Source organism: Micromonospora sp. U21, assembly GCF_018070045.1.
Lineage (GTDB): Bacteria > Actinomycetota > Actinomycetes > Mycobacteriales > Micromonosporaceae > Micromonospora.
On record NZ_JAGPYK010000014.1, the window covers coordinates 14,357 to 27,263 of the forward strand.

At 69.8% G+C, this 12,907-nt stretch carries 9 protein-coding genes; 3 read left to right on the forward strand and 6 right to left on the reverse strand.

The window, feature by feature from the left end:
- Positions 1 to 76 precede the first annotated feature (76 nt).
- The gene (locus tag KBX63_RS19160) at positions 77 to 628 is read left to right on the forward strand and encodes a hypothetical protein (protein ID WP_210912600.1); all 552 of its coding nucleotides are present in this window, start codon (positions 77 to 79) and stop codon (positions 626 to 628) included.
- Between the two features lie 181 nt (positions 629 to 809).
- Here KBX63_RS19160 and KBX63_RS19165 read toward each other — a convergent pair whose 3' ends face one another.
- The 5 genes from KBX63_RS19165 to KBX63_RS19185 form a co-directional block, all read right to left on the reverse strand.
- On the reverse strand, positions 810 to 1,238 hold the full coding sequence (locus KBX63_RS19165; protein WP_210912601.1) for a carboxymuconolactone decarboxylase family protein: 429 nt from the start codon (positions 1,236 to 1,238) through the stop codon (positions 810 to 812).
- Between the two features lie 257 nt (positions 1,239 to 1,495).
- Positions 1,496 to 2,161, reverse strand: a complete 666-nt coding sequence (locus KBX63_RS19170) for a class I SAM-dependent methyltransferase (RefSeq protein WP_210912602.1) — start codon at positions 2,159 to 2,161, stop codon at positions 1,496 to 1,498.
- On the reverse strand, positions 2,158 to 2,790 hold the full coding sequence (locus KBX63_RS19175) for a TetR/AcrR family transcriptional regulator (RefSeq protein ID WP_210912603.1): 633 nt from the start codon (positions 2,788 to 2,790) through the stop codon (positions 2,158 to 2,160). The genes KBX63_RS19170 and KBX63_RS19175 overlap by 4 nt, the downstream gene beginning before the upstream one ends.
- Before the next feature lie 90 nt (positions 2,791 to 2,880).
- Positions 2,881 to 5,823 (reverse strand): beta-L-arabinofuranosidase domain-containing protein, encoded by a 2,943-nt coding sequence (locus tag KBX63_RS19180; RefSeq protein ID WP_210912604.1) that lies wholly within the window; start codon positions 5,821 to 5,823, stop codon positions 2,881 to 2,883.
- A gap of 1,134 nt (positions 5,824 to 6,957) precedes the next feature.
- A complete protein-coding gene (locus KBX63_RS19185; protein WP_210912605.1) occupies positions 6,958 to 8,805 on the reverse strand; it encodes a glycoside hydrolase family 15 protein in 1,848 nt (615 codons plus the stop codon).
- Positions 8,806 to 8,928: 123 nt separating this feature from the next.
- On the opposite strand from KBX63_RS19185, the gene KBX63_RS19190 reads away from it, so the two are divergent.
- Positions 8,929 to 9,363, forward strand: coding sequence for a glutaredoxin domain-containing protein (locus tag KBX63_RS19190; RefSeq protein ID WP_210912607.1), 435 nt, complete (start codon positions 8,929 to 8,931; stop codon positions 9,361 to 9,363).
- A gap of 140 nt (positions 9,364 to 9,503) precedes the next feature.
- Here KBX63_RS19190 and KBX63_RS19195 read toward each other — a convergent pair whose 3' ends face one another.
- Positions 9,504 to 11,402: a hypothetical protein gene (locus KBX63_RS19195; RefSeq protein ID WP_210912609.1), complete on the reverse strand. Its 1,899-nt coding sequence runs from the start codon at positions 11,400 to 11,402 to the stop codon at positions 9,504 to 9,506.
- Positions 11,403 to 11,610: 208 nt separating this feature from the next.
- Between KBX63_RS19195 and KBX63_RS19205 the strand changes: the two genes are divergently transcribed.
- Positions 11,611 to 12,789 (forward strand): MalY/PatB family protein, encoded by a 1,179-nt coding sequence (locus KBX63_RS19205; RefSeq protein ID WP_210912611.1) that lies wholly within the window; start codon positions 11,611 to 11,613, stop codon positions 12,787 to 12,789.
- Positions 12,790 to 12,907 lie beyond the last annotated feature (118 nt).

Below are 12,907 nucleotides of genomic sequence, written 5' to 3' on the forward strand. Positions count from 1 at the left end.
GTTGCTTGTCGGGATGAGACACACTGGGCCCCACCGTCGACGGCTGCCGTCGGCGGGTTCTCCGGCAGGAGCCGCCATGCGGACCAGATCAGTCGTCTCCACCGTCACCGCGTTCACCCTGGCTCTCACGGTCACGCTGCTGCCGGCCGGTCCGGCCGCGGCCGACACCGCCCTGGACAGCTGCTACGACTCGACCACCCCGCAGCACCAGGATCCCGCCGCCTGGCCCGCCCCGGGAAACCAGCAGACGACCTGGGCGTCGCCCATCAGCATCATCCACGGTGACACCTTCCGGGTGAGGGCCCAGGGCAGCGTCAACATCGACCTCTGGGGCACCACCAAGAGCATCGCCGGCGAGCTACCGGCCGCACCCAGCACCGGCGGATGGCCGGCACCCGGTGCCCCCCGGTACGCGCTCATCGCCCGGGTCACCACGGGCTCGATGTGGGTGAAGAAGACCAGCCGGATCTACGGACCCAGCTCCTGGTTCCCGGTCGGCACCGACAGCGGCTGCATGCTGTTCTCCAGCAACGGCGATCCGGCGCCGCATCTGGTCTTCACCTTCAACGACACCAACCTGGGCGACAACGGCGGCGGCGCGGGGGTCGTCGTACGGCAGTGGTTCTGACCAGGCGGGGACGATCGAGGAGGTGACGGGGACATCGACCGTGTTCCCACCTGGTCCAGAAGCCGAACGGCAAGTTCACCGCGTTGGTGACGGTGTTGAGCGCCTGAACGACGAGTTCGAGGTCGCCAGCAGGCAGGCCGGGCGGTGTCAGCCTGCTCCGATGACTGGGCCGGGTATCAACTCACTCGGGAGGCGCCGTCGTGGGCATGGCACCCTCGGCGAGCTTGAGTCGCGTCCAGATGTTCATGTTGATCACAACGGCCACGATCTCCAGGATCTCGTCCTCGGTGAAGTGCGTAGCCATCCTGTCGTGTGCCTCCTGGATGCGGTTGTTGACGGTGGTGTCGGCGGCTCGGGTCAACGCCTCGGCGTAGGCCAGCGCGGCTCGCTCCTCCTCGGTGAACAGGTGCGTCTCCCACCACGCGGTGAGGGTCTCGACCTTGGACGGCGGGATGTCGGCGGTGCGGGCAGCGGCGTGGTGCACCAGAAGGCAGTAGCTGCAATTGTTGATCTGTGCGACGCGTAACCGCAGAAGCTGGGCCAGGGCCCGGTCCACCTGGAGTGTGGCGGTATGGCCGAAAGCTGCGGCCCCGGCGTTTGCCAGCGCCATGAGTTGCTCGTTTGACGTGGCGTTCAGCCGGACGTTCTGGATCCTGGTATCCAAGAGATGACCTCCTGTAGGTGACAACGAAAAAACATTGGTGGGGACGTCCACGTCGGTGGACAGCCGTATCGGGACTTCGAGCAGCCTTGATAGGCGGGTGTAGGTCGTGTACCGCGTCTTTCAGGTGCGCAAGCGGGGCGATCCGCCGGCATGACCCGCCGTGTCACCCGACGGTGCGCGGGCGTCTCCCGCGTACGGGAGGCTCATGCGTCTGCCACACGAGCGGCCGGTTTACGGGCGAGGATGCGCTCGACGGTGCCGGCCTTGAGCCGTTCGGCCTCGACGATCTGGAATCCGGCGGCTTGCACCAGGGGCAGCTGACGGCGGGTGAAGTGCTCCCCAGCCGCGCGGATCGTCAAGCGTTCGAGCAGCCATTGAGCTGCCCGGATCGACGGCCAGCTGCTGGCGATGTGGTCCACCAGCAGCAGTGTGCCGTCTGGAACCAGCACCCGGTACATTTCGGCGATCGCAGTTGCGGGGTCAGGAATGGTGCACAGCGACAACGCGCACACCACCGTGTCGAACGAGGCGTCGTCGAAGGGCAGCTTCTCGGCGTCGCCTTCGCGCAGCTCGACCGGACGGCCGAGGTCGGCGGCGCGCTGCCGGGCGATGGCCAGCATCGCCGGGCTCAGCTCGATGCCGGTGAGGGAGGTGTCGGACGGGTAATGAGGCAGGTTGCGGCCGGTGCCGATCGCGACTTCGAGAACGCGGTCGTGAGCACGTCGGCCGAGCCACTCGCGTCCGCCGGCGAACCAGATCTTCTCGAAGAGGGCGATCTGCTTGTCATAGCCGGGCGCGGTCTTGTCCCACACCCGCTTCTGCCGCTCAGCCGGTGTTTCGCCGGTCCGGGGTGCTGCCGAGCTGGTCATGAGATTCCTTCCATGCGTGCGTGGTGGGGGAGGGGACAGTCGACGTCGGAGGCGACTGCCGCGCCGATGACACCCATGACCGCCTGACGTATCCGGGCGGCTGCCTTTGCCGGGTCGGGCTGCCCCGCGTCGAGCCAGGCGATGATCGCCTCGATCGCCACCACCGGCGCCAGCTGTGCCGCCCACCGGGCCAGAGCCCGGTCCGGGACGACCGCGGCGATCTGCAGGTACGCGGCGGCCGTGATGTCGGCGCGAAACTTCTCGATACGTTCCTTGAACTCCGGCTCACGTAGCGCGTGCTGGAACAGCAGCCGGAACCCTGCTGGCGACTCGATCGCGGCTGCGAGCAGGCCGTCGACGCTGGCATCGGTGAACCCGCCGACAGGCTCTTCGACGTTGGCATCCAAGCGCGCGCACATCCGGTCCAGGACCGCTTGGTACATGTCGGTCTTGGAGTCGAAGTGCCGGTAAAGGATCACGCGGGTGATCCCCGCTTCGGCGGCGATGTCGTCCAGGCTCGTCGCCGCGAAACCGCTGCGGGCGAACGCCTCCGTCGCGGCGGCCAGGATCTGGTCGCGGCGCTGCGCGCGAGGCAGGCGTCGTGCCGGCAGCGGCTTCTCGCCGATCATGACAGACCTCCGGAGCGACTTGTTGACTCCGAAGTGTACTTACCGGTAGTTGACTTTCAAGTACCCGCCCGGACCGGACCCGCGCGACGCTCAGCCGTCCAGGTCGCGCCGCGCCCGGGTGGCGGCGTCGAGGATCGCCTGCCGCTGTCCCTCGGTGTGCCGGGCGGCGGTGACCCACTCGGCCGAAACCTGCCGCACACGATGGAAGAAGTGCCAGTGGCTCGCGAACGGTGCCTCCGCCCAGACCCGGTCGAGGAAGGTCTCGCCGTTCTCGTCGCGTACGCCGTCGTTGGGCACTCCGGACCCGACCGTGCCGAAGACCACCTCGGGCTCGATCCGCTTGACGTACGGATGGTAGGCATTGAACTCGCCGGGCACCGGATCGGAGATGTAATACGGCGCCAGCGTGTAGCCGTGCGTGGTGAAGTGCATCGGCACGTCGGTCGATTGGATCGAACTGGCCAGATCGCCGTTGAGCTTGACGTCGCGATAGAAGCTGAACTCGCGGTAGCTCGGCGTCGCGTCGCGGACCACCATCAGGGTCGGGCCATACATGATCGACTGGACCGACTTGTCGTCGAGGGCCTTCTCCACCCGGAAGCTCATCGGCATGTCGATGTCGATCGTGTCGCCGCGGTTCCAGCGGCGGTCGAGGGTGACGTAGCTGCCGGGCTTGGCCTCCAGCCGCTGGCGGCGCCCGTTGACCCGTACCGTGTAGCCCTGCGTCGCCCACGACGGCACCCGCAGCCGGACCGTCAACCGCCCGCCGCCCTGCTCGACGCGGAGCCGGCTCGACCCCTCGGTCGGGTACCGCGTCTCCTGCGTGATGACGAACCCCCGGTCGCGCCAGGTGAGGGTCGAGGCGATGAAGAGGTTGACATAGAGCGTCGACTCGTCGGCCGAATGGAAATAGATGGTCTCCTGGTACTTGGTGTGGCTCTCCAGGCCGGTGCCGTTGCAGCAACTGCCGTTGCCGCCGTACCGGCTGTATTCGACGGTGTTGCCGATCCGGCGGGAGCGGCCCGGCCACATGTTCTGGTGGTATGTCACCTCGGTGCTGGTCACGCTGTCCACGTCCCGCCGCGAGCTGAGGATCTGGTTGTGCAGGGCCTTCTCGTAGAAGTCCATGTAGGCCGGATCCGGGTCGTGGAAGAAGAGGTTCCGGGTCAGTCGCAGCATGTTGTAGGCGCAGCAGGTCTCGGCGTGTCTCGGGTCCGACGACGAGGTGAATCCGGCGGTGATGACGCCGCGCGGGCCGAAGTGTTCGCTCCGGCCGGCGCCACCGTTGCTGAAGGTGCGGTGCGGCACCACCATCGACCAGAAGTGCTTGGCCGCGACGTGGAAGTCCCGGTCCCCGGTCCGCTCGAAGATCCGCAGGTAGCCGATGTTCGGCGCCATGTACTGGTTGGCGTGGCGCCCGTTGAGCTCGTCCCGCTCCGCGAGGGAGGCGTCGAAGAGGGTGGTGAAGGTAAAAGCCTTCGCCGTCGCCAGGTACTGCGCCCGCTTCTTGGAGCCGTGGGCCAGCGCCGAGAGTTCCGCCATCACCTCGTTCATCGACCCGGCCTCGCCCGCGCTGTAGATGTTCCACATTCGATCCAGCTCATCCTGGCTGTACCGGCTGAGCCGCTGGTGGGCCCAGTCGCCCATCCGGAAGGCGATGTCGAGGGCCTCCTCGTTGCCGGTCAGGTGGTACGCATTGAGCAGCCCTCGCATGATCTTGTGGCACGTGTACCAGACCGCCCAGACCGCGTTCGGCCCGCTGTTGGGCTGCAGTGTCGGCGGCTCGAGGCGGCTGAACTGGCCCTCCGGGAACGCGGCCAGGAAACCGCGGTAGCTGGTGCCGATGATCGTCGCGTCCCGCCGGTTGCCCGAGTGGTCGCGGGCGGTCTCGCCGTCGGTGTCGAAGCGGTACCAGGCGACCAGGTCCGCCGGGGACCCGGCCGGGGCCGACGCCTGTTCAGCGGCGAGCGCCCGCACCTCGGTCCCACTCAGCGCCCGACGATAGATCCGGAAGTCGTCGACCGACGTGTTCAGCAGCGGATCGTTGTTGCTCTGCCCGCGCCCGATCCAGTTGTTGCCGGTCGCACCGAGGCTCGCCGGGGTGAGCGTGATGGCGGCCGTGCCGGCCTCGACCCCGTCGACGTAGAGCCGGCCGGTGCCGTCCGCGGCGGAGAGGGTGACCGCGACGTGCGCCCACTGACCGATCGGGACGGGAACGCTGTCGCCGGTGATCCGCTGCTCAGCGCTGGTGCCGCTGTTGGTGATCGCGAAACGCGGACCGGGGTTGGTCGCCGAGACCCGCGCAGTCAGCGAGAGGTGGACGTTGGCACCCGTGCCGAAGCTGAAGATCTTGGCGTTGTTCTGCGCCGCCACGAGGTTCACCCAGGCCGCGATGGTGACGTCCGCGACGTCCGCCAGGATGCCCGCGGGCAGCAGGACGTACTGGTTGGGGTGCGGGTCGCTGAGCCGTACCGCCTTGCCCGAACGGCCCGGCACCCGACCCACCGGCCGGGCGTCCAGCGCCCGTTGACACTTGCCCAGTTCCTCGACCAGGTAGTCGAGCTTGTCGAGGAAGACCTCCTCGCCGGTGTCAGCCCAACATTGCGACAGCATCGTCAGGTAGTGGCCGGTGAAGTGGCCGCGCAGCAGGTGGTTTGGGGTGTCCCAACCGCCCGGCCAGGTTCCGGGAGCGGACAGGCCGGCGTTGACCCGGAACAGGTGCAGCATGCGGTCCGGCCCGTCGAGGACACCGCCGGTGCCGGGGTAGTTCCGGGCGTAGTTGAGCATCCGGTCGCGCTTCTGCCGGAAGATGCCGTCGCGCAGGGCGACCTGGTTCAGCGCGAAGGGCTTGACCCGCCAGTTGGCGGCCTCCCAGCCCGGCCGCGGATGTTTGCTTGCGGCGCCGCCTCGGCCGCCGTGGGTACCGCCCGAACCGAATGCGGGCGTGGCGGGCGCGAGGGTCATCGCGGCCGGGGCGGCGGCCGCCAATGCGCCAATGCGCAACAGGTTCCGCCGGGAGAACTGCTTGCTCACGTCACTCTCCTTGTTCTGGGCTGTGACCAGCCCGCTGGCCGGGACGGGACCACACCGGCCACCCACCATCAGAAGAAAAATGTTCGCGCTAACATTGCGGCGCATTGGGAGACGGCTTTGCAGACGATGGCAGGGCATTGGCTCAGCAGGGCAGCGTCTTGTCGGTGGTGAGAGCGCTACTGCACGTGCTTGTTCCCCATGTTAGCGATCACTTGGCCTTGGTCAAGAGGTCTGTGCTCGTCGATGGCTCCACCCGTCCTCGCCACCCACCCCGACGTCACCGAATTTGTCCACACCGGAACCGACATGCCCCCGCCTGGTGCCCCGGGGCCCGGCCGGCCCGAGCGGCTTCGTGGCCACGCCCGCAAGCCGTCGCCGCGGGCCGGAACGCCGGGCAGTATGCTCGGCATTGAAGATCAACCGGGCGGTTGGGTGACACTTCCGGTCAGCCCTCGGTCGCGTATCGACTGCTGCAGATCTGACGGTGGTCGCCACCCGCGCCGGGCCCACGGACCGTCGATCGGACGGGCTCGGCATTGCGATACCGTCAAGGTGCCCCCACAGGCGTCGAGCAGTCCGCGTCCGCCGGCTGGCGACGGTCCGTAGGCACCCCACGATCCAGGGAGATACCGATGCTGGAGCCTGAGCCGGCTAACGACGACCACGCCGAGGACGCCGACAGGCCAACCACGGCCGAGACCGAGACCGACGAGGTTGCGGTTCCCGCGAATCGGGCTGCCCGACGCGCGAAAGGCAAGGTGGCCTCGCCTCAACCGCATGGAAAGGGCCAGCGATCCGGCGGCCGAGGCTCGGTCCAGAGTCCACGCCAGTGGGGTAACCGCCGAAGCGGTTGATCCCTTGGTGGAGCCGCCATGGGAACCTCCGTACGTGGAAGGGGTCTCCCTGCACGGCGCTGACCTTCGATCCCCCTCGGCCAGGACCATGGGCACGGCGAGTGGGGCAACTCGGAGGCATGCTCACACAGGATGATCCATGCCGCGCGAGGTCGATTCCCTAGCGCGAACGGACCAGGGCCGTGACCACGAACTCGATGGGATGCATCGCCGTCGGGTTGGGGGTGGCCCATGCCGCTGCGGCGGTGTGCGGTGGGGCCCAGGCCCGGAGCCGGCCACTCTACTGGCGGCGCCGGGCGTTGGCCTCGACGTCGAGCAGGTCGTTCAGCGCCAGCGCCGAGTTGATCAAGGAGAGGTGGCTGAACGCCTGCGGGTAGTTGCCGATCTGCTCACCGGTCGCGGCGATCTCCTCGGCGTACAGGCCGAGGTGATTGCTGAAGGTGAACATCTTCTCGAAGGTGAGCCGGGCGTCGTCCAGGCGACCGGAGCGGGCCAGCGCCTCGACGTACCAGAACGTGCACATGTTGAAGGTGCCCTCGTGCCCGGGAAGGCCGTCGGGGGAATGGACCGGGTCGTACCGGTGGACCAGGCTGTCGGAGACCAGCTCGCGCTCGATCGCGTTCAAGGTGGACTGCCAGAGGGGGTCGCTCGGCGTCATGAAGCCGACCGCCGGCATGGCGAGCAGCGCCGCGTCCAGCACGTTCTCGTCGTACGCCTGCACGAAGCTGCCGCGTTCCCGGTGGTATCCGCGGGCCATGACCTGGTTGTAGATCTTGTTGCGTTGCTCGGCCCAGCTGGTGATGTCGCCGGGGCGGCCGGTGCGGGTGGCCAGGCGGATGGCTCGGTCCAGTGCGACCCAGGACATCACCCGGCCGAAGGTGTAGTTGCGGGGGTGGTGGCGGCTCTCCCAGATGCCGGCGTCGGCCTGGTCCCAGTGGTGACAGAGCCAGTCGACGAGTCGGACGGTGCTCTTCCACACCTGGTGCGAGACGCGGATGCCCTGTTCATCGGCGAGATGCATGGCGTAGAGAGCCTCGCCGTGGATGTCGAGTTGGAGCTGGTCGGCGGCGCCGTTGCCGATCCGTACCGGGCGGGAGCCGCGGTAGCCCTCCAGGTGGTCGAGAATCTCCTCATGCAGGTCGGAGGAGCCGTCCACCCGATACATGATCTTCAGCGGATTCTGGTGGTCACCGGCCTCGCGGATCCGCTCGTCCAGCCAGTTCATGTACTGGCTGACCTCCTCGGTGAAGCCGAGGCCGAGCAGCGCGTGCACCGAGAACGACGTGTCGCGTACCCAGGTGTAGCGGTAGTCCCAGTTGCGGGTGCCGCCTACCAGTTCGGGCAGCGCGGCGGTGGGCGCGGCGATCATTGCGCCGGTCGGCGCGTACGTCATGAGCTTCAGCGTGATGGCCGAGCGCTCGACCATCTCCCGCCATCGCCCGGTGTAGCGGGAGCGCTCGACCCAGCGCCGCCAGTAGTCCCGGGTCCACTCGAACATCCCCTGGACCTCTGCCGGCGGGATGATCCGTGGTTCCGTGTCGGCCGTCTCCAGGACCACTCCGCCGGTGTCACCCTCGTTCAGGGTGCCGTACGCGACCAGGTCGCCGTCTTCGAAGTGAATGTCGCCTCCCTGCGAGATCAGCTGCCGCACCGGGTCGACCGGGTTGAAGGTGAGCGCCGCTGACCGGCTGCGGAAGACGTACCCGTGGCGGTGGCGCTCCAGTTGGTGCTTCTCCCGGGCGTAGTCGAACCGGGGCCGGCACTCCACCCGGAAGCGCATGCTGCCCCGGACCATGTTGACCATGCGGACCAGGCGGTGCGCGTCGGTGGGCCGATCGCCGGTGACCGGCATGAAGTCCATCACCTCGGCGACGCCGTCCGCGCTGATGAACCGCGTGATCAGGATCGGAGTGCCAGGCAGGTAGAGCTGCTTGGTGACGTACCGGACGTCGTGCGGGGCGATGCGAAAGTATCCACCCCGCTCGCGGTCCAGCAGCGCGGCGAAGATGCTCGGCGAGTCGAAGCGCGGCGCGCAGAACCAGTCGACCGTTCCGTCGCACGTCACCAGCGCGGCGGTCTGCAGGTCGCCGATGAGCCCGTGATCTTCGATCGCCGGATAGCTCTCCACGTCGCCTCCCGGTCTCGACGGCCTCCTGCGCAGTAACCTAAGGGACGAATTGTGGGGTTCGGCACGATTCGTGGTCAGCCACCCTCTCGCGCGCCCTGGCGCGTTGGCGGTAGGGTCCCCGGCGTGCTGCGGCGGTGGACCCTGACGATCCTGATGGCGGCGTGCGGCGTGCTGGTCCTGGTGGCGCAACTGGCCGCCGGTCTGCCCGTCGTCGGCGCCGTCGAGTTGCTGATCTTCTTGGCGCTGGCACTGCTGCTGTCGCCATGGGCCTTCCCTCGCTCGGTGGGCGCGGCCGAGGCGCAGCGGGCCAGCGCGGCGGACGGCCGGCCAATCGTGTACTGGCGTCCCGGCTGTCGCTACTGCCTCCAGCTCCGGTTCTCCCTCGGCCGGCTCGCCCGGAGGGCGCACTGGGTGGACATCTGGCACGACCCGGCGGGTGCTGCCGCCGTCCGGGCGGTAGCCGGCGGCAACGAGACCGTGCCCACCGTCGTGCTCGCAGGTCAGGCTGTCGTGAACCCCGACCGGGCCTGGCTCCGCGAGCAGCTCCGCTCGTCCTGACCATGGACGGCACCCGGTGAGGGTGCTGCGGGCCGCGAGTCAGTCATGCCGCTGATCCTTCGCGTAGACCGGCGAACTCGGTGTCGCGGTAGCGACGACCGCCACGTCGTTCGGCACCCGCGGCCCGCGTTCGGTGGAGGTCAGTCGCTGTGGTTGCGGCCGGTGGAGCGGATTGACTGGCGAATGGTCTCCTGATCCGGCTCGTTGTCCGCCACGGGCTTGCCCAGCCGGTTCACCCAGTCGACGAACTCCGCGTCCTGCCTCGGCAGCGGCTCGCCGTCCGCCGGGGTGCCCGCACTGTCCCCGTGGGCCCGGGACCTGTTGCGCCGGAACAGGCCCAGCCGGCCGCTGGCCTGCCCGCTGGCCCGTCCCGCCTCGACGACGGATGCCGGGGCGGCCGGCGCGGGGACCGCGACGACCGGATCGGTCCCGGCGGGGTTGGCCGGCGCGGCGTTGGTCGTGGGCGAGGGCCCGGCGCGCCGGGCGGTCGCGAGGGCGTCCCAGTTCGCGGCCTGGTTCAGGTTGGGCAGGGGCGGCCGGTGCCGAGGTGGGAGCGCCGGTTCTGGCCTCTCTTGCGTACCGGCCGAGTGGGTCGCCTCGGCACCCGGAGCGGGTTCGGGCGAGGGCGGCACCCGTCGCGCCGGTACGACCGGCCAGGTTGCCTGAACCCGCGTCCGGTCGGTCTTCGGCGGCTGGTACATCCGGCGGGTCCCCGGGGCGACGAGTGCCCCGTCGGGCTGCGTCCCGTCGGGTTCGGTGTTGTCGGCCTCCACCGTCCCGGAGCCGTCCCCACCGGGTCCCGCGGGAAGGTGGGCCGCCGTCGCGGGGGCCGTTTGCGATGTGTCCGGGCTGTCGTCGAGGTCGGCCGGTGTGGCGAGGTCGGCGGGTGCGGCGGGTGCGGCCGATGCGGCGGTAACAGCCAGCGCGGCGGTCCGCGTCGCGGAGCCGGCCGGTACGGCGCCGTCCTCCCGGTCGCGCGCCGGCGCACCGAAGCCCGGCAGCCTCGCTGCGGTCGGGAGCCTCGCTGCGGTCGCGCCGGCGACCGGCCCCGTGCCGGCCAGGTCGACAGGCTCCGGCTCGTCGGTCGTACCACCATCGGCCGGCGTCATGGCCTGCGGCACGGCGGGGTCGGCGGACAGCGGACGGGGGATGTCGGTCGGCTCGACGACCCGCGCTTCGGCGGTGCGCGGCAGGAGCGGCCAGCGGAGCAACGCGGCGGCAGCCGAACCGAGCACACCGGCGGCGACGGCGAGCAGCGCGCCGTAGTACGGCGTGATCTGGTACCGGTCGACGGCGTCGCCGGGACCGGCGGTCAGGTAGGCGAATGCGACCAGCACCGTGCCGGCCATGCCGCTCGCGCCGTTGACCAGCGGCGGATGCCCGCGCCAGCGGGCCAGCCCTCCGGTCGCCGCGCCGATGAGCAGGGCCACCGCCGGTAGAATCAGGATCGCCTGCCGGTGTACCGCATCGGCGTCGAACCCGGCCGGCTCCAGCACACCGAGCCGTACGGCGGGCAGTGGCCCGGTGGTTGCGAGCGACGGGACGATCGAGACGAGCGCCAGCAGCCAGACCACGCCGCTCACCGCCGCCATGTTCCAGCCCAGCGGCGGCTTCACCAGTGCGGTGATCGCGGCGCCCGCGCCGACCAGCGCGCCGAGGGTCGCGCAGATGCCGACGGCCCAGATCGGGTCCACAGAGAAGCGCTCGGCGGCCTGGGCCGGCCGGACGCAGAGCGGCGCCACGAAGGTGGCGCCCAGCGCGGCGGCGGCGGCGACGGCCACCAATCTGCCCGTGCTCCCCAGCACCCCGTACCGGCGGGCCAGGCGTGCCGTGACGACGGTGCCGGCTACGGCGGCGTGTGCCGCGAACCAGCCAACCCAGACGAGCTGGGCAGGCCACTGGTTGACGGCGGCGCCGGTGGAGGCGCCGGTTAGCTGGACGATGCCGAAGCTGAACGCGATGCCGAGCTGACCGGCACCGGCGAGCACGCCCATCCCGAGTGCTGTGAGCAACAGGTTACGCCAGATGCGAAAGACCATGTCCGGCACGTTACGCAACTGATACACCGGTTTCCACCGAAATGCCGGATTCCACATCCGACCACCGTTCAACCGGTCACCTCAGTTCGAGCAGGCGCGCGATGTACGTGGTGCCGCCCACGTTGGTGAGCATGTGGACGGTGCCCGGGTCGCGCCAGACGCCGCCGAGGGTCGGCGCGGGCGGGACCGAGCGGAATAGGCTTCAGCCATGAGTGGTGTGCTCAGTGGTGCCCGAACCGCGGTGAATCCCCTTCGCCAGCTCACGATCGACCAGCTCCGGCAACGGACGAGCCTCAAGTGGCGGGAGTACCCCGACGACGTCTTGCCGCTCTGGGTGGCGGAGATGGACGTGCCGCTGGCCGAGCCGGTCGCGCGGGCGATCACCGACGCCGTCGCTCGCGGCGACACCGGCTACACCGCCGGCACGGCGTACCCGCAGGCGCTGGCGGAATTCGCCCGCCGTCGGTGGGGTTGGGACGGGCTGGCCGTGGAACGCACCGCGCTGGTGCCCGACGTGATGCACGGCGTCGTCGAGGCGCTGCGGCTGGTCACCGAGCCGGGGGACGCGGTGGTCCTCAACTGCCCGGTCTACCCGCCGTTCTACGAGTTCGTGGCGCACGCCGGCCGCCCGATCGTGGAGGCGCCGCTCGGCGAGGACCTGCGGATCGACCTCGGCACACTGGAGGACGCGTTCCGGCGGGCTCGCGCCGGTGGGCGACCAGCGGCGTACCTGCTCTGCAGCCCGCACAACCCGACCGGCGTCGTGCACAGCGCGGCCGAGTTGACCGCCGTCGCCGGTCTGGCCGAACGGCACGGGGTACGGGTGGTCGCTGACGAGATCCACGCTCCGGTGGTGGCGGGCGGAGCGCGGTTCGTGCCGTACCTCTCGGTGCCCGGCGCGGAGAACGGCCTGTCGCTGATGTCCGCCTCCAAGGGATGGAACCTGGCCGGCCTGCGCGGTGGGCTCCTCGTCGCCGGCCCGGCCGCGGCCGGGGACCTCGCCCGCGTCCCGTTCGAGGTCAGCGTCAGCACCAGCCACCTCGGCGTGATCGCCCACACCGCGGCCTTCCGTGACGGCGGCGAGTGGCTCGACGCCCTGTTGACCGGCCTCGACGACAACCGTCGGCTCCTTGCCGCGCTGCTCGCCGAGCACCTGCCGGCCATCCGTTACCAACCCGGTCAGGCCACCTATCTGGCCTGGCTCGACTGCCGCGCCCTGGGCCTCGGCGACGACCCGGCCGCCGTGTTCCTCGACCGTGGCCGGGTGGCGCTCAACTCGGGTTCGGCCTTCGGCACCGGCGGCGGCGGTCACGTCCGGCTGAATCTGGCCACCGCACCTGAACTGATCACCGAGGCGGTACGCCGGATGGCCACCGCCGTCGGCTGAGAAGCCACCTCGGCCGCTGCGGTAGATACGGCCCCCACCGGTGAGAAGGTCGCTGAAGCCGCGCCGGCCGACGAGTTCCTACCGGCAGTAGCCGAGCCATGCCAGCAGGGTGCCGTTG

Coding starts and splice junctions, on each gene's coding strand:
- KBX63_RS19160 (WP_210912600.1), top strand. CDS start 77: ATGCGGACCAGATCAGTCGTCTCCACCGTCACCGCGTTCACCCTGGCT.
- KBX63_RS19165 (WP_210912601.1), bottom strand. CDS start 1,238: ATGGCGCTGGCAAACGCCGGGGCCGCAGCTTTCGGCCATACCGCCACA.
- KBX63_RS19170 (WP_210912602.1), bottom strand. CDS start 2,161: ATGACCAGCTCGGCAGCACCCCGGACCGGCGAAACACCGGCTGAGCGG.
- KBX63_RS19175 (WP_210912603.1), bottom strand. CDS start 2,790: ATGATCGGCGAGAAGCCGCTGCCGGCACGACGCCTGCCTCGCGCGCAG.
- KBX63_RS19195 (WP_210912609.1), bottom strand. CDS start 11,402: ATGGTCTTTCGCATCTGGCGTAACCTGTTGCTCACAGCACTCGGGATG.
- KBX63_RS19205 (WP_210912611.1), top strand. CDS start 11,611: ATGAGTGGTGTGCTCAGTGGTGCCCGAACCGCGGTGAATCCCCTTCGC.